15 protein-coding genes are annotated in these 16,591 nt (G+C 40.2%); all 15 read left to right on the top strand.

The window, feature by feature from the left end:
* Nucleotides 1-181: 181 nt before the first annotated feature.
* Nucleotides 182-2,575, top strand: coding sequence for a SpoIIE family protein phosphatase (locus ACKVEV_RS17465; protein WP_409367525.1), 2,394 nt, complete (start codon nucleotides 182-184; stop codon nucleotides 2,573-2,575).
* A gap of 28 nt (nucleotides 2,576-2,603) precedes the next feature.
* A complete protein-coding gene (gene tilS, locus ACKVEV_RS17470) occupies nucleotides 2,604-4,010 on the top strand; it encodes a tRNA lysidine(34) synthetase TilS (protein ID WP_409367526.1) in 1,407 nt (468 codons plus the stop codon).
* A gap of 69 nt (nucleotides 4,011-4,079) precedes the next feature.
* Nucleotides 4,080-4,622, top strand: coding sequence for a hypoxanthine phosphoribosyltransferase (gene hpt, locus ACKVEV_RS17475; protein ID WP_402928480.1), 543 nt, complete (start codon nucleotides 4,080-4,082; stop codon nucleotides 4,620-4,622).
* A 267-nt stretch (nucleotides 4,623-4,889) separates the two neighbouring features.
* On the top strand, nucleotides 4,890-6,917 hold the full coding sequence (ftsH, locus tag ACKVEV_RS17480; protein ID WP_409367527.1) for an ATP-dependent zinc metalloprotease FtsH: 2,028 nt from the start codon (nucleotides 4,890-4,892) through the stop codon (nucleotides 6,915-6,917).
* 121 nt (nucleotides 6,918-7,038) lie between these two features.
* A complete protein-coding gene (locus ACKVEV_RS17485; RefSeq protein ID WP_409367528.1) occupies nucleotides 7,039-7,872 on the top strand; it encodes an aldo/keto reductase in 834 nt (277 codons plus the stop codon).
* Nucleotides 7,873-8,069: 197 nt separating this feature from the next.
* The gene (locus ACKVEV_RS17490) at nucleotides 8,070-8,837 is read left to right on the top strand and encodes a type III pantothenate kinase (protein WP_402928487.1); all 768 of its coding nucleotides are present in this window, start codon (nucleotides 8,070-8,072) and stop codon (nucleotides 8,835-8,837) included.
* 21 nt (nucleotides 8,838-8,858) lie between these two features.
* Nucleotides 8,859-9,740 (top strand): Hsp33 family molecular chaperone HslO, encoded by an 882-nt coding sequence (gene hslO, locus ACKVEV_RS17495; protein ID WP_409367529.1) that lies wholly within the window; start codon nucleotides 8,859-8,861, stop codon nucleotides 9,738-9,740.
* Nucleotides 9,724-10,689: a peptidyl-prolyl cis-trans isomerase gene (locus ACKVEV_RS17500; protein ID WP_409367530.1), complete on the top strand. Its 966-nt coding sequence runs from the start codon at nucleotides 9,724-9,726 to the stop codon at nucleotides 10,687-10,689. Before hslO ends, ACKVEV_RS17500 begins: the two co-directional genes overlap by 17 nt.
* Nucleotides 10,690-10,841: 152 nt before the next feature.
* Nucleotides 10,842-11,771: a cysteine synthase A gene (cysK, locus tag ACKVEV_RS17505; RefSeq protein ID WP_409367531.1), complete on the top strand. Its 930-nt coding sequence runs from the start codon at nucleotides 10,842-10,844 to the stop codon at nucleotides 11,769-11,771.
* A 215-nt stretch (nucleotides 11,772-11,986) separates the two neighbouring features.
* The gene (locus ACKVEV_RS17510; protein WP_409370582.1) at nucleotides 11,987-13,366 is read left to right on the top strand and encodes an anthranilate synthase component I family protein; all 1,380 of its coding nucleotides are present in this window, start codon (nucleotides 11,987-11,989) and stop codon (nucleotides 13,364-13,366) included.
* The gene (gene pabA / locus ACKVEV_RS17515; protein ID WP_409367532.1) at nucleotides 13,363-13,962 is read left to right on the top strand and encodes an aminodeoxychorismate/anthranilate synthase component II; all 600 of its coding nucleotides are present in this window, start codon (nucleotides 13,363-13,365) and stop codon (nucleotides 13,960-13,962) included. The genes ACKVEV_RS17510 and pabA overlap by 4 nt, the downstream gene beginning before the upstream one ends.
* Nucleotides 13,946-14,785: an aminodeoxychorismate lyase gene (gene pabC / locus ACKVEV_RS17520; RefSeq protein WP_409367533.1), complete on the top strand. Its 840-nt coding sequence runs from the start codon at nucleotides 13,946-13,948 to the stop codon at nucleotides 14,783-14,785. Before pabA ends, pabC begins: the two co-directional genes overlap by 17 nt.
* 13 nt (nucleotides 14,786-14,798) lie before the next feature.
* Nucleotides 14,799-15,653, top strand: coding sequence for a dihydropteroate synthase (folP, locus tag ACKVEV_RS17525; protein ID WP_409367534.1), 855 nt, complete (start codon nucleotides 14,799-14,801; stop codon nucleotides 15,651-15,653).
* Nucleotides 15,653-16,018 carry a dihydroneopterin aldolase gene (gene folB / locus ACKVEV_RS17530; RefSeq protein WP_409367535.1) on the top strand — a complete coding sequence of 122 codons (366 nt, stop codon included), beginning with the start codon at nucleotides 15,653-15,655 and terminating at the stop codon, nucleotides 16,016-16,018. The genes folP and folB overlap by 1 nt, the downstream gene beginning before the upstream one ends.
* Nucleotides 16,018-16,539 (top strand): 2-amino-4-hydroxy-6-hydroxymethyldihydropteridine diphosphokinase, encoded by a 522-nt coding sequence (gene folK, locus ACKVEV_RS17535; RefSeq protein ID WP_409367536.1) that lies wholly within the window; start codon nucleotides 16,018-16,020, stop codon nucleotides 16,537-16,539. Before folB ends, folK begins: the two co-directional genes overlap by 1 nt.
* The last annotated feature ends 52 nt before the right edge of the window (nucleotides 16,540-16,591 follow it).

Genomic DNA, 16,591 nt, shown 5'->3' on the forward strand with positions numbered 1-16,591 from the left:
TTGCGAAAATGTATCGCGTTCTAGATGCACACTGTCCTTATTTTTTAGTAGTTATTGACAATTAACGTATTTATGCATATGTATTCGTCGAAATGTTTATATTTTCTTTTGCCATCGTCAGACAATCTTTCCGCACATAATTCCTTATAATAACGAAAAAGTGTAGAAAGGGGATTATGGAATGACTAGTGTTGAATGGTATGAAACAGCAAATGTAGACGACCAAAAATCGGGGGCGAGAAAAAGGCAATTGCTTATAGGTTCCCTATTTTTTTTAACAGCCTTTTTTTTAGCTCAATCTGTTGTGTTTGAAGCAGCTGTACCTTTCTCTGTCCCTTTTTGGGCGATTATTCGCAGTAAATATAAAGAAAATGCGAAATTCGTATTATTAGGTAGCCTAATAGGGTGCTATTTCCTAGGTTTTGGACAAGTCCTCATTTTAGCATTACAAATAGGCATGTATGAATGTATCATGCGCTTTAGATATTGGCGATTACCTCATAGCATTGCCGTTTCTCTTGCTGTCCTAAGTGTGCAAATCGTTTGGCAGGGCATCATGTATCAAGGGCTTCCGCCGGTGCTTGTCCAATTTTATGTTGGCTGCGAGGTAGCGTTAGCGCTCATTATGACGTTATTTATGCAAGTACTATTCGTCAACTCGTATGAGTGGTTTACAAGCCATTGGACATATGAAAGACTTGGCTCAGCATTAGTAGTATTTGCAGCGATGCTAACAGGGATGCAAGCGGTAGTCATCAGTTATTTTTCACTACCGATATTCTTATTGCAGCTATTTATTTGTTTTGGTGCCTTGGTCGGCAGTGTCCCACTAGCGACTGTAATCGGAGCTGTACTTGGCGCGCTTATTGGTGTGGCCAAGCTATCTTTTACTGGGATGCTATCGGTGGCTACCTTAACAGGGCTTTGTGCAGGAATGGGCGCACGCGCCGGGAGATTGGGTGTGGCAATAGGTAGTATTTTACCTAGTGTGTTTTTTTTATTTTACGATGCTACATTACCGTTAGATAGCGTGTACTTCACTTCCATTGCAATCGGCAGTATTATTTTCTTAGTTATACCGAAAAGCTATTCCGATAAAGTGCGAAACAAGCTTTTTCCGCAGCGGGAAGAAGTGCTGTTAGCAAGGCAGCATTGGTTAACAGAGCACGTTACATTTAAGCTAGAGCACTTTCAACACTTTGTTCATTTCATGAAAGAACTTGTATTTGAGCGTTTTATGACGGCTCCTGTAGCATCCAAAGAGGAAGTAACCCCGATGAATACATGTTTAAGCTGTTTTCGCCACGATCGGTGCTGGGGAGCACAAAACAATGGCATGGACAAGCTGATGACAGATTGGTTTCATATGAAAGGTGTAGGGAAGGAATCAGCTATTCACCGAGTGGAAGAACAAATACGCTATAAATGTGTAAAATCCACGAAAATCTTTGAGGAATTAGATACGGAGCTTTATCGAGAGAAAATTAATGGGCAGTATTTCCACGGCAAAAAAATGATCGCACTACAGCTACGTGATATGAGTCATCACCTTAATCAGTTAATTGCGGAAATGAAAGAAGAAACGGTTTCATTCGTCAGTGTGGAGAAGGATATTGTTCAACGATTGAAGGATGCCCATATTGAATGTTTTCAGCTCGATGTGTTGAGCAATAAGGCAGGAGCAAGAAAAATTGTCTGTGCCCTCGCACCCGCTCGTGTCGATTGGGAAAAGGATACGACAGTAGCTGAGCGTATGATTTTGCCAATTTTATACGATACTTTTGATGAACCATTTGAAATAGAAAAAGTCGTGGCGTGCGATGTACCATTTCGTCACATTCAAGTAAGCTTTAGATCAGCTATTAGCTTTGAAGTAGAGTATGATATATATAGCATGTCAAAAGATGCGACATTATATTCTGGGGACTCTCATGCGCTCTTCCAATTGCATCCCGGGCTATTTGCGGTTTTATTGTCTGATGGTATGGGACAAAGTAAAGAAGCACAGCATGAAAGTAGAAAATTGATTCATTTAATGCGCGAATGCTTGAATTTTAATATGAATCCCGAGACAGCTATGCATACTTTGCATTATGTTATGTCTCTTAAACAACAAGACGATATGTATGCAACGCTTGATTTTGCGCTCGTCGATTTACAACATGGTGATTTATGGTCGTGGAAAGCGGGGGGCATGTCCACCTATATTTTACGAGGTAAAGAAGTGTTGAAAGTTGAAAGTAATGCAGCGCCAGTTGGCTTTTTGTCGATTTCGGCAGTGGAGGCTGAAAAAAGAAAGTTAAAAGCGGGCGATGTTATTCTCATGCATTCAGATGGACTGTTTTCAAGTGTTGCTGATTGGGATGAGCAGGAGGAAGCATTTTTAACGTTTGCCCAACAAGTAGCCAGTACAAATCAAACAATACAAGATAAATTAACGACCATTATGCAGTCCTTCCAAACGTATTATGAAATTGAGGACGACTGTACCGTGTTGATGTTAGAAGTTACCCACGTCGTACCAACTTGGGCCGTTTTTAAACCGGTTCAATATTCCATGAGTAAATCTTCGTAACAGAAAACGAAAAGGGGAGGAGAAGCGTTTGTCATTTGAATTAAAAGTTAAACAATTTATTGATGAAGAGCAATTACTACAGCAAGACGATCATCTTCTCATCGCCGTTTCGGGTGGTGTAGATTCAATGGCACTACTTCATTACTTTGTGAAATCAAAAGAGCAATGGGGTATTGAAGTGGCAGCAGTGCATGTCGATCATATGTTAAGAGGCGAGGCATCGGCAGAGGATAGAGCTTTTGTGCAAAGGTATTGTGATCAATACGGCATTATTTTGCATGCAACGGCGATTCCTATTCCTGAAATGATAGCAGAGGAAAAGGGCAACTCGCAGTTAATTTGTCGCAGAGAGCGCTATCGTTATTTTGGTGAAATCATACATAAAACGATGGCTTCCAAGCTTGTAACTGCACATCATGCGGATGACCAACTGGAGTCAGTATTAATGGCCCTAACGAAAAATGCCACGATGAATAGCATGCAAGGCATTCGTCCACAGCGTTTTTTTAAAGGAAAATCATTAATTCGTCCGTTTTTAACGGTTACAAAGTCCGAAATAAGGGAATATTTACAGGAGCAGGGCTTGAATTACCGTGAAGATGCGAGTAATACGAAAGATTCCTACGCAAGAAATCGCTTTAGACACCACGTAGTACCACTGCTGGAAGCGGAAAATCCACGTGTAGCAGAGCAGACGAGTCGTTTTACAAAGCATTTGCAAGAGGATGATGCTTTTTTAATGACGCTTGCGCAAGACATATTTTCAAAAACAGTCAAAATATGCAATGGAAATATGTATAGTATGGAGATAGAAGCATTTGAAATGGTAGCACCTGCTTTACAAAGGAGGCTCATTTTAATACTATTAAACTATCTTTACAAAGATTCAAATACGCTACAAAGTTATGCAATCTTAACTTCGCTTTTAAAGCTTTGTGAAACAACATCTGGGTATGCTGAAATTCACTTGCCAGAAGGTTTTATAGCAGTTCGCCGTTATGGCAAATTAACGATTCAGAAAAGCGAGCCATTAGAAAGTGCGATATATCCTGAAACTGGATTTGCTGTAGCTGCTAATGAGAAGACGACATTGACAAATGGTGTAAGTCTCGCTGTCGTTAGGCTGTCTGAATTAGCATCACAATTGCTTACGGATACTGCACAACTTTTTTACTTTAACGCTAATAAACTTACACTTCCACTCTATGTTAGGGCACGTAAGGAAGGAGACCGAATGCTGTTAAAAGGAATGGATAAGCCAAAGCGTTTATCACGCCTTTTTATAGATGAAAAGATTCCTTTAAATGAGCGAAATAGCTGGCCGTTACTGATTTCTCAATCTGACGAGGTCGTAGCGGTAATTGGTGTGCGTATGGGGATTTACTTTTCAACTACCCCGCAACCAAGCGATGATACAGTGCTCATCGTAGACTAATGGTCTTTGTAAAATATTTCACCTACATACAGGTTGAAAATTTTTGAAACAACACGAGGAGGAATCGATATGTTACAAAATGACATCGAAAAAATTATGATTACAGAAGAACAACTGCAAGAAAGAATCGCTGAACTAGGTGCGCAGTTAACAGCGGAATATCAAGATTCATTCCCATTAGCTGTCGGTGTACTTAAAGGTGCGATGCCTTTCATGACAGACTTGATGAAACGTTTCGATTCTTTTATTGAGCTAGATTTTATGGATGTATCTAGCTATGGTAATGCCACTGTTTCATCTGGTGAAGTAAAGATTTTAAAGGATTTAAATACAAGTGTTGAAGGGCGTGACGTTTTAATTATCGAGGATATTATCGATAGTGGATTAACGCTTAGCTACCTAGTAGATCTATTTAAATACCGTAAAGCAAAATCAATCAAAATTGTGACGCTTTTAGACAAACCTTCAGGCCGTAAAGTAAATCTTGCAGCTGATTACGTTGGCTTCAAAGTTCCAGATGGCTTTGTTGTTGGTTATGGTTTAGACTATGCAGAGAAATACCGCAACCTACCATATATCGGTATTTTAAAACCAGAAGTTTATTCGTTTTAACGCATAAATAACCAGTTGTATTTTTGACTGGTTATCAGGTAAAGCCTCCAGCGGGTGACAACGGCCATGATAGCATTGCGAGCTGAGCCAAAAAGTAATCACCGGATGCAAGTACGCTGGGATTGTAATTAGTAGGAATAAATATGTTTAGATTTCGACAAAATTCAAACGAAACTTTTTTTAAGTAAGGCTTTTCGTTGTATGATGAAATCAGGATATGTTAAGATTTTACTTATAATTTTTCTGTTTGTAATGAGGAGGCTGGAGATGAATCGAATATTTCGATATACCATATTCTATTTACTGATTTTCCTAGTGATCATTGGTATATTTGGTACTTTCAATGGTGGTAAATCACCGACGAGAGAAATTACTTACTCAGAGTTTTTAGCAGCTCTAGATAAGAATGAAATTACAGAAGCAAAAATTCAACCTGATAAATCAGTATATATCGTTGAAGGTAAGATGAAAGGTTATGAAAAAGGCGAAAGTTTCACAGTAAACCTTCCGCGTGATAACCAATTATTAATGGACCGAATCGATGAAGCTGCTAAGGATAAGAATAGCAATATAGATTTCTTAAAAGCACCAGAAACGAGTGGATGGGTACAGTTCTTTACAGGTATTATTCCATTCATCATTATCATCTTCTTATTCTTCTTCCTAATGAGTCAATCTCAAGGTGGCGGCAATAAAGTAATGAGCTTTGGTAAAAGTAAAGCGAAGCTATACGATGACCAAAAGAAAAAAGTTCGTTTTACTGATGTAGCGGGTGCAGATGAAGAGAAAGCGGAACTTGTAGAAGTCGTGGATTTCTTAAAAGATCACCGTAAATTCACTGAAATTGGTGCTCGTATTCCAAAAGGTATCTTACTTGTAGGTCCTCCAGGTACAGGTAAAACATTACTTGCACGTGCAGTAGCAGGTGAAGCTGGCGTACCATTCTTCTCGATTTCAGGTTCTGACTTCGTAGAGATGTTTGTCGGTGTAGGTGCTTCACGTGTGCGTGACTTATTCGAAAATGCGAAGAAAAATGCTCCATGTATCATTTTCATTGATGAAATTGATGCAGTAGGTCGTCAACGTGGCGCTGGTCTTGGCGGTGGTCATGACGAACGTGAGCAAACATTAAACCAATTACTAGTTGAAATGGATGGCTTCGGTGCAAACGAAGGGATTATTATTATCGCTGCAACAAACCGTCCAGATATTTTAGATAAAGCGTTATTACGTCCTGGTCGTTTTGACCGTCAAATTACAGTAGGACATCCTGATGTAAAAGGCCGTGAAGCTATTCTAAAAGTGCATGCACGCAATAAGCCTCTATCGGATTCAGTTGATTTAGCAGCTGTAGCACAACGCACACCGGGCTTCTCGGGTGCCGATTTAGAAAACTTATTAAACGAAGCTGCTCTAGTAGCTGCTCGTAAAAGTAAACGTACAATTAATATGGCAGATATCGATGAGGCATCTGACCGTGTGATTGCAGGTCCTGCGAAAGCGAGCCGCGTTTACTCAGCAAAAGAGAAAAAACTTGTATCTTTCCATGAAGCTGGTCACGTTGTTGTTGGTCTAGAGCTTGATGAAGCAGATACGGTTCACAAAGTAACAATCGTACCTCGTGGTCAAGCGGGTGGTTATGCGATTATGTTACCGAAGGAAGAACGTTTCTTCACGACAAAACAAGAGCTTTTAGACCGTATTGCGGGTCTTCTTGGTGGCCGTGTGGCAGAAGAGATCGTGCTCGGCGAAGTATCTACTGGGGCTCATAATGACTTCCAGAAGGTAACAAGCATTGCACGCGCGATGGTTACGGAATATGGTATGAGTGAAAATCTTGGTGCGATGCAGTTTGGGTCAAGTCAAGGTGGAAATGTATTCCTTGGTCGTGACTTTAATTCAGATCAAAACTACTCTGATTCAATTGCTTATGAAATCGATAAAGAAATGCAAAAAATTATCGATACGCAATACGAACGTACTAAACGTATTCTGACAGAAAAACGTCATTTACTTGATTTAATTGCGAATACATTAATGCAAAAAGAAACATTAAATGCGCAAGAGATCGAGCATTTACGTGATCATGGTGTATTACCAGAACCTGAAGTGGTAGAAAACGTTGTAGAGGAAGCGCCAAAAGCTGAAGCACAACCATCATTAGAAAAAGTTGGGCAACCAGTTCTTGAAAAAGAATTGCTAAGCGATGAGCCGAATCCGACAACAGCGGATTTACCAAAAGAAGGTTTAGAGCAACATGATGAGCCGAAAGGTATTGACGAAAAACGTCAGTAATCATATAAAAGACTGTTTATGAATTTTCATAAACAGTCTTTTTCTTTGCCTTTATTTAGTGTGAAGCATTAGGATATAAATAGAATATTATGCATGTGCATAATGGATAGGAGTGTTGAACATGGGAAAAGTAACATTAAACAATGGTCTAGAGATGCCTTTAGTAGGCTATGGTGTATTCCGTGTGCCGGATGGAGATGATTTAGCGGAAGCTGTAAAAACGGCTATTGCCAAAGGTTATCGTAGCATAGATACGGCACAAGTATATCGTAACGAAGAAAGTGTGGGACGAGGAATTCGCGCAGCCATCGCAGAAGGACTAGTGTCACGTGACGAACTTTTTGTCACTTCTAAAGTTTGGAATGACGGACTTTCTTATGAAGAAACGCTTGCCGCATACGATAGCAGTTTAGAGAAATTAGGTTTAGATTATTTAGATTTGTATTTAATTCATTGGCCAGGTTTAGATACGAACTATATCGAGGCCTATAAAGCACTGGAGAAAATTTATCAGGACAAGCGTGTTCGTTCAATTGGTGTGAGCAATTTCCATGTTCATCATTTAGAACATTTGCTAAAAGAAACAACGGTTATTCCCGTGATTAATCAAATTGAATTTCATCCCCATTTGACGCAAGAAGAAGTGCGCGCCTACTGTAAAGAACACGGTATTCAAGTAGAAGCATGGTCGCCTTTAATGAACGGCTCATTGCTTGAGGAAGACTTGATTCAACAATTAGCAACTAAATACAGTAAAACGCCAGCACAAATTGTTTTACGTTATGATGTACAGCATGGTGTTGTCACGATTCCAAAAACGATGACGCCAGCACGTATGACAGAGAACTTACAGGTTTTTGATTTTGCTTTAACGGATGAGGAAATGGCACAGTTAGATGCAATGAACGACGGTCTGCGTTGCGGTCCAGATCCTGAAAAATTTAATTTTAAATAATCTTTAAGGAGCTACCTTCTCAAATGTAGGTAGCTCCTTCTATTGTGAGTAGGAATGCTATTTCATTGCCTTGAAAGTGTGGTATCATTTTCTAAAGTGTTCAAACTTTATTTGGTGTTCATTACAGCGCCTTCTTAAAATAAAGGTAGCGTCTCTACTGTGCGCATAGGGGCGAATTTGATATGGAGGCATCAGCCATGATTTTAGTATTGGATGCAGGAAATTCAAATATCGTATTGGGAGTTTATGATAGCAATGACCAGCTAGCTTTCCATTGGCGAATGGTAACAGATCTTCACAAAACAGAAGATGAATATGCAATGCAAGTATTGGCTTTTTTTAATCATGCAGGCATTTCATTTGAACAAATTACGGGCATTATTATATCCTCGGTTGTACCGCCCATTATGTTTTCATTAGAATCGATGTGTCAAAAGTATTTTCGCAAAAAACCACTGGTTGTTGGACCAGGGGTGAAAACGGGTTTGAATATTAAATATGAAAATCCGCGCGAGGTCGGTTCCGATCGCATTGTCAACGCAATAGCAGCACTGGATGCTTACAAAGCACCGTTAATTATTGTGGATTTCGGTACGGCGACAACATATTGTTATTTAAATGAAAAAGGCGATTACATGGGTGGCGCTATTGCACCGGGTATTTCGATTTCAACAGAGGCACTTTATACACAGGCAGCTCGTTTGCCACGTATTGAAATATTGCGTTCTACACATATTGTTGGGAAAACTACCGTTTCTGCAATGCAGGCGGGCATTTTTTATGGTTTTGTTGGACAAGTGGAGGGCATTGTTAATCGCATGAAAGCACAAAGTAAAGAAGAGCCGCTCGTTATTGCAACCGGTGGACTAGCAAATTTAATTGCAGGGGAGACGCAAGCGATAGATGTCGTCGATCCATTTTTAACATTAAAAGGTTTGTATAAATTATATAAACGTAACCAATAGGAAAAGAGGGACTTTTCATTTATGAAAGATTATTTAGTTCGAGGTTTAGGATTCAATGGGCAAGTACGTGTTTTTGCAGCTTGCACAACAGAGACAGTCGGAGAAGCGCAACGTCGTCATAATACATGGCCAGTTGTATCAGCAGCACTTGGTCGTTCAATGACGGCTGGTGTAATGATGGGCGCTATGCTTAAAGGTGAAGAGAAAATTACGATTAAAGTAGAGGGCAATGGTCCAATTGGTCCTATGGTTATTGATAGTAACGCCCGTGGTGAGGTGCGTGGTTTTGTAACAAACCCTCACGTGCATTTTGATTTAAATGAAAAAGGTAAATTAGATGTACGAGCTGGTGTAGGGACAGAAGGCGCGTTAACGATTGTGAAAGACCTTGGCTTACGCGATATGTTCTCTGGACAAACGCCAATTATATCTGGTGAAATTGCAGAAGATTTTACTTACTATTTTGCTACATCTGAACAGGTGCCTTCATCTGTTGGACTTGGCGTATTAGTAAATCCGGATAATTCAATTCTTGCAGCGGGTGGCTTTATTCTGCAACTTATGCCGGGTTGTGAAGAAGAAACGATTGATGCAATCGAACAGCATTTAGCAACAATCGAGCCTGTTTCAAAAATGATTGAAAAAGGCTATACACCAGAACAAATTTTAGAAGCTGTATTAGGTGAAGGAAAAGTCCAAATTTTAGATTCAATGCCGGTTGAATTTAAATGTCAATGTTCAAAAGAGCGATTTGGTGCAGCGATTTTAGGTTTGGGTTCACAGGAAATTCGAGAAATGATTGATGAAGATGGTGAGGCTGAAGCACAATGTCACTTCTGCTTAGAAACATACCATTTCTCAAAAGAAGAATTAGAAGGATTCATTGATGAGCTCAACGCGTAATCGAAGACCGCAGACATCTGCATCACCCAACCAAACGCCCTTAATGCAACGCCGATTAAAAACAAAGCCGGCTTTAATTGTTTTTTCCGTATTATTATTAGGGAATCTTTTATGGTTCATTGCATGGTTAATGCCAAATAGCAGTCAGGAAATTGGTAGCGACGAACAAGTCGCTGCCATTGGCGGTGATGTCATCACACGCCAGGAGTGGATGATTGCTATGGAAGAACGCTATGGTAAAGAAACACTTCAAAATTTAGTGAATGAAGCTGTTATGGAAAAGGCAGCTAAAAAATATAAAATCAAGGTAACTGATAAAGAAATTAATCTAGAGCTTGCGTTAATGCGCTCGGCTCAAGATAAATTTGATACAGCATTGCAGAACCTATCAGCAGATCAGCTAAAGCAAAAAATCCGCTCAGGCCTAATTTTAGATAAAGTACTAACAAAAGATGTAGTTATTAAAGAAGACAGTATTCAAAAATATTATGAAGAAAATAAGACGTTATACAATACAGAAACGAGCTATCGAACAAATTTCATTGAAGTGGATTCTAAAAAAGCAGCTGAAGAAGCGTTAAGTGAACTAAAAAATGGCTCTGATTTCTCTGTACTGGCACGTGAAATTTCCATCGATAGTGCATCGGCTAGTTTAGGTGGAGATATCGGTTTCCTAACTGAAAAGCAGGGCAATATAGATCCAGCCATTTTAAAGGCAGCTCAAGCTTTGTCAGCGAATGAAGTGAGTAAAGTATTTAAGTTGGATAACGGACATTATGGAATTGTGCAAGTTCAAGAGGTAATAGAAGGTCAATCCTTTACATATGACGATGTGAAAGAACATATTGAACGAGAGCTTGCGTTGGAACAATTGCAACAATCGATAACACCAGAAGCATTTTGGTCGGAGTTTAAGGCTACTTGGTATTATGGTGAAGAAAAGAAATGATAAAAAGGAAGCCAGAAAGTAGCGTACTTTCTGGCTTCTAATAAATATTCTGAAAATATAAGTTTATTGATTGACAATACAACTAAAAAATTGGTAAAATACAAAATAAGTAAAACCTATAAAAATAGTAGGGATTAGGAGTGGATGAGTAGATGAGTAGATTAGCGAACTCGGTAGCTGAATTAGTTGGTAAAACACCAATTGTAAAATTAAATCATGCAACAGGTGAGAACGAAGGTACTGTTTATGTTAAATTAGAATATTTTAACCCGGGCAGCTCTGTAAAAGACCGTCTTGCGTTAGCGATGATTGAAGCAGCTGAAAAAGATGGTACGCTAAAACCAGGTGGCACTATTATTGAACCTACTTCAGGTAATACAGGGATTGGATTAGCAATGATCGCAGCAGCTAAAGGTTATAAAGCAATCTTAGTAATGCCAGAAACAATGAGTTTAGAGCGCCGTAACCTATTGCGCGCATACGGTGCTGAATTAGTGTTAACACCTGGACCAGCAGGAATGAAAGGTGCTATTGCAAAGGCAGAAGAATTATCTGCAGAGCATGGCTACTTTTTACCACAACAATTTACGAACCCAGCGAATGCAGTTGTGCACCGTTTAACAACAGGACCAGAAATCGTGGAAGCGTTTGATGGTTTAACATTAGATGCATTTATTGCGGGTGTTGGTACAGGTGGTACGATTACAGGTGCTGGTGCCGTGTTAAAAGAAAAGTACCCAGAAATCGAAATTATTGCTGTTGAGCCAAAGGATTCTCCAGTACTTTCAGGTGGCCAACCAGGCCCACATAAAATCCAAGGTATCGGTGCTGGCTTTGTACCTGCCGTATTAGATACAGATGTTTATTCATCCGTATTCCCTGTAGAAAATGAAGTTGCCTTTGATGTAGCTCGTAAAGTAGCGCGTGAAGAGGGTATTTTATGCGGTATTTCTTCAGGTGCAGCAATTTATGCAGCGATTGAAACTGCAAAACGTTTAGGCAAAGGTTCAAATGTTCTTGCGATCGTACCTTCAAATGGTGAGCGTTATTTATCTACACCTTTATATCAATTTGAAGACTAATTTGAATACAAAATGACAGGCTCTCCTATTGTGAGAGCCTTTTTTTGCGTATTTGCGCATGCTTGCCATCTGTTGTAGCACGTGGGGGGTAAATCGGTATTTTTTTATTAGCAAAAACATTCGCATCTTTTCATTTTTCTAGTTAAGATGGAATCACATCATATGTTTCAAAGGGGAATAGCAACGTGAATACATTATCGACTACATCAATAAAGATGGACGCAGATGCGTTTTATTATAGCTATAAAAAGCAAACACAACAGGAACAAGCCCATGTGTTTTTAGAAAGTGGACGTGGCGGGCATTATTCAATTGCTGCTTGGCAACCGTTAGCAACAGCTCAATCGATTGAAGGTGGTTTACTTATTAATTGGAGAGATGGACATAGCGAAATGTTATACGGTGAGCCACTTGATTTATTAGAACAATTAATCGCTACGTATCAATTGGCGTACGACCCTGAGCTACCGGTTTTCCAAGGAGGGGCAATCGGCTTTGTATCATACGATTACGCTCGAAAAATTGAAAAATTGCCTTTAGTGGCAACAGATGATTTATCAGTACCTGATATATATTTTTATCTATTTGACTGCTGGGCAGTGCACGATGTTGCGACAAATGCAGTGACGCTTATGAAGTTAGCAGACTGTGATGTCAATTTAGAAGAGCGTATGCAAGCGTGGCAAGAAGCGGCTCAAGAAGGATTGCAGTTACGGAAATTTGAAAAGACAAGTGCTGTTGAAGTAGTAAATGATGAAAGCGAGTTACTTGTGTCATTTGCTGGCACTGACTTTGAAGCCGCGGTGAAAAAAATTCAAACATATATCGCGCAAGGAGACGTGTTTCAGGTCAATTTATCAGTGCGCCAATCGAAAAAATTAACCGCTACGGCAATGGATGTTTATGAGGCATTACGTGCCTTTAACCCTTCGCCATACATGGCGTATATTGAAGCACCTGAATTTGCCGTTGTGTCTGGGTCGCCGGAGTTGTTGGTGAAGCGTCATGGCAATGAGTTATCAACTCGACCAATAGCAGGCACGCGTCCGAGAGGAAAATCGGAAGAAGAAGACATGGCTTTGGCTCAGGAGTTAATTGATAATGAAAAAGAGCGTGCTGAACACGTGATGCTAGTAGATTTAGAGCGCAATGATTTAGGGCGAGTTTCAGCATATGGTACGGTTGAAGTGGATGAGTTTATGGTCATTGAGCGTTATTCACATGTCATGCATATTGTGTCCAATGTGCGCGGGGAAATAGCAGACGGCAAAACGAATGCAGATGTCGTGCGAGCGATGTTCCCAGGCGGTACGATTACAGGAGCACCGAAGATTCGTACGATGGAAATTATTGAAGAGCTAGAACCGGTGCGCCGAGGATTATACACGGGCTCAATTGGTTGGTTAGGCTATACGGGCGATATGGAATTCAATATTGTCATTCGAACGGCATTTGTTAAAGATGGAATGGCGCATATACAAGCTGGTGCAGGTATTGTCATAGATTCTGTACCGGAAAGAGAATACCAAGAGTCTCTAAATAAAGCAAAAGCAATGTGGCAAGCGAAAGCGATGGCGGAGGAGCGAGCAAAATGATTTTAATGATTGATAACTATGATTCTTTTACATATAATCTTGTGCAGTATTTTGGTGAGTTTGGACATGAATTAATTGTAAAAAGAAATGATTCGTTAACGATTGCAGATATTGAAAAACTTGCGCCGGATATGATTGTTATTTCTCCAGGACCTTGTAGTCCGAACGAAGCGGGTGAAAGTTTAAATATTATTCGATATTTCGCGGGAAATATTCCTATTTTAGGTGTCTGTCTAGGACATCAAGCAATTGCCCAAGTATTTGGCGGACAAGTTATTCGTGCTGAGCGTTTAATGCATGGTAAAACGTCGCCGGTGTTGCATGCGGAAATCGGATTACATGCAGGGATGCCAAATCCGTTTCTAGCAACACGTTATCATTCTCTTATTGTGGAGAAAGAATCATTACCAGCATGCTTTGACGTAACAGCGTGGACTGCGGAAGGTGAAATAATGGGCATTCGTCATAAAGACTATCCTATCGAAGGTGTGCAATACCATCCCGAGTCTATTATGACGGAACAAGGGAAAAAGCTCCTGCGTCATTTTATCGAATTGTACGTAGAAGGAGCGAAGAAACATGCAGTGCTGGATTAACGGTAACTACGTAGCAGCAGAGGATTTACGAATTTCGCCATTTGATCACGGCTTTTTATATGGGTTAGGTTTTTTTGAAACGTTTCGTACCTACAATGGAAAAGTGCTGTTTTGGGATGCGCATATGGAAAGATTACAAGCAGCTCTTGCGCAATTCCGTATTCACATGCCATATACAAAACAAGAATTGCTTGCAGTTTGTGAACAATTAAATGCAGCAGCAGGTGGAGCAGACGGTTATTTTCGTGTCAATGTATCTGCTGGCGAGCATGGAATCGGTCTGCAACCAAAGGATTATACACAACCAAATGTCATTGTCTTTCGTAAGGAATTACCTGACACAGCTCGTGGACAAGAAAAAACAGCACAATGGTTAGAGACAAGGCGCAATACCCCTGAAGGAGCATCTCGCGTAAAGTCGCATCATTATGGCAATAACGTTTTAGGACGATTTGAAATGCCGTCATTAGCCATGCAGGAAGGTTTCTTTTTAACAGCGCATGGTTATGTGGCTGAAGGTGTGACATCAAATATTTTCTGGGCGAAAAATGATATACTATATACGCCTTCTTTAGAAACAGGTATTTTACCTGGCATAACGCGTACGTGGGTTATTGAGCAAGCCGCACTACTAGGGATTGAAGTACAAGAAGGTCTTTTTACTAAAAAAGATTTAGAGCAAGGATGCGAATGTTTTATTACAAACTCTGTACAAGAGCTTGTTCCAATTTGTAGATTAGAAGATAAGCGGTTGTTAGGTAATAAAGGACCTATTTATTTGCGTTTACATGAAGCGTTTGTCAAAGAAGTGGAGCAAGAATAGAAGGAGCGTCAACATGTTAGAACACTATACAACACCGTTAACGATTAACGGGATTACATTAGATTATAAGAACGAAACATTCGTCATGGGTATTTTAAATGTTACGCCAGATTCATTTTCTGACGGTGGAAAATATAATAACGTCGAGGCGGCTGTAGAACAAGCTAAAAAGATGGTAGCAGATGGTGCCAAAATTATTGATGTGGGCGGCGAATCGACACGACCAGGTTATGAGCGTATTTCCGATGAAGATGAAATTGCCCGCATTGTACCGGTTATTCAGGCACTCGTAGCACAAGTACCGGCTATTATTTCGGTTGATACGTATAAAGCGAAAGTAGCGCGTGCGGCGATTGAAGCGGGTGCGCATATTATTAATGATATTTGGGGTGCTAAATCAGAACCTGCGATTGCAGAAGTTGCAGCGGAACTAAATGTCCCAATTATTTTAATGCATAATCGTGAAAACATGGATTATGGAAGTGATTTTTGGGCAGCAGCGAAAGCAGACCTAGAAGAAAGTATCGCCATTGCTAAAAAAGCTGGTGTGCCAGATGCACATATTATATTAGACCCGGGTATTGGGTTTGCTAAAACGACGACACATAACATTGTTATGATGCAGCATCTTGCTCATTTAGTGGATATGGGCTACCCAGTGTTATTAGCGACGTCCCGTAAATCAATGATTGGTAATGTATTGCAACTACCTGTTGAAGAACGGATTGAAGGTACAAGTGCAACGGTGGTGTATGGCATTGAAAAAGGTTGTCATATGATCCGTGTGCATGATGTAAAGGAAATGGCGCGGGCTTCACATATGGCAGATGTATTAGTTGGCAAACGTATTTACAAGGAGGAAGCATAATGGACTATATTCATTTGAAGGACATGCAGTTTTACGGCTACCACGGCGTTTTGGCAGCAGAAACAACACTTGGTCAACGCTTCCGTGCCAATGTTTCACTGGCAGTTGATATGACCGAGGCTGGGGCAACGGATGATTTAACGTACACAGTGAATTATGCCGAAGTATATGCACTTTGCCGTGATATTGTTGAGGGTGAGCCATTAAAGTTAATTGAAGCACTCGTATCGAAAATCGCAAACAGCATAATGGCAGCATATCCTGACAAAGTGAAAGGTGTGCGAGTGGAGCTTATTAAACCAGATCCTCCGATACATGGTTATTATAAAGAGGTCTCCGTTGAGGTCACTAGAGGTGATTTCTGATGAATGATGTATATCTATCGATTGGCACAAATATTGGTGAACGTTACGAAAACCTTCAGCGCGCTATTGAGCTTTTGATGGAAAAAGAAGGGGTAGAGGTTGTTCGAATTTCTTCTGTCTACGAAACAGCAGCTGTAGGCTTCACTGACCAAGCGGATTTTTTAAATATTGCGGTTTATGTTAGAACGAGTAATTCTTCTTCTGAAATGCTAAAGATTTGTCAGTCAGTAGAGAATGAGCTAGGCCGTGTTCGGGAATTTCGTTGGGGTCCTCGAATCATTGACCTTGACATTCTACTCTACAATCACGAAAATATTGAAACAGAGAGTTTGCTTGTTCCGCATCCAAGAATGTATGAACGAGCTTTCGTATTAGTACCACTAATTGAAATTACGCCTACACCATATGGTGAGCAATTACAGCGAGCGCATGAAATGCTGCAACAGATGAATGACCAAGAAGAGGGCGTAACCTTATGGAAGGAATCAGTGGATACAAGATTTATGCCGTCTATGAAGTAACGTGCATAATTGGTATTTATAATGAGCTTAATAATAACTGCCGCAGCATGAA

The sequence above is a fragment of the Lysinibacillus sp. 38-6 genome (assembly GCF_046245175.1).
Lineage (GTDB): Bacteria > Bacillota > Bacilli > Bacillales_A > Planococcaceae > Lysinibacillus.

Coding starts and splice junctions, on each gene's coding strand:
- ACKVEV_RS17500 (WP_409367530.1), top strand. CDS start 9,724: ATGAGCTCAACGCGTAATCGAAGACCGCAGACATCTGCATCACCCAAC.
- folP (WP_409367534.1), top strand. CDS start 14,799: ATGTTAGAACACTATACAACACCGTTAACGATTAACGGGATTACATTA.
- folK (WP_409367536.1), top strand. CDS start 16,018: ATGAATGATGTATATCTATCGATTGGCACAAATATTGGTGAACGTTAC.
- ACKVEV_RS17510 (WP_409370582.1), top strand. CDS start 11,987: ATGGACGCAGATGCGTTTTATTATAGCTATAAAAAGCAAACACAACAG.
- pabA (WP_409367532.1), top strand. CDS start 13,363: ATGATTTTAATGATTGATAACTATGATTCTTTTACATATAATCTTGTG.
- ftsH (WP_409367527.1), top strand. CDS start 4,890: ATGAATCGAATATTTCGATATACCATATTCTATTTACTGATTTTCCTA.
- pabC (WP_409367533.1), top strand. CDS start 13,946: ATGCAGTGCTGGATTAACGGTAACTACGTAGCAGCAGAGGATTTACGA.
- ACKVEV_RS17465 (WP_409367525.1), top strand. CDS start 182: ATGACTAGTGTTGAATGGTATGAAACAGCAAATGTAGACGACCAAAAA.
- hpt (WP_402928480.1), top strand. CDS start 4,080: ATGTTACAAAATGACATCGAAAAAATTATGATTACAGAAGAACAACTG.
- ACKVEV_RS17490 (WP_402928487.1), top strand. CDS start 8,070: ATGATTTTAGTATTGGATGCAGGAAATTCAAATATCGTATTGGGAGTT.
- hslO (WP_409367529.1), top strand. CDS start 8,859: ATGAAAGATTATTTAGTTCGAGGTTTAGGATTCAATGGGCAAGTACGT.
- cysK (WP_409367531.1), top strand. CDS start 10,842: ATGAGTAGATTAGCGAACTCGGTAGCTGAATTAGTTGGTAAAACACCA.
- ACKVEV_RS17485 (WP_409367528.1), top strand. CDS start 7,039: ATGGGAAAAGTAACATTAAACAATGGTCTAGAGATGCCTTTAGTAGGC.
- folB (WP_409367535.1), top strand. CDS start 15,653: ATGGACTATATTCATTTGAAGGACATGCAGTTTTACGGCTACCACGGC.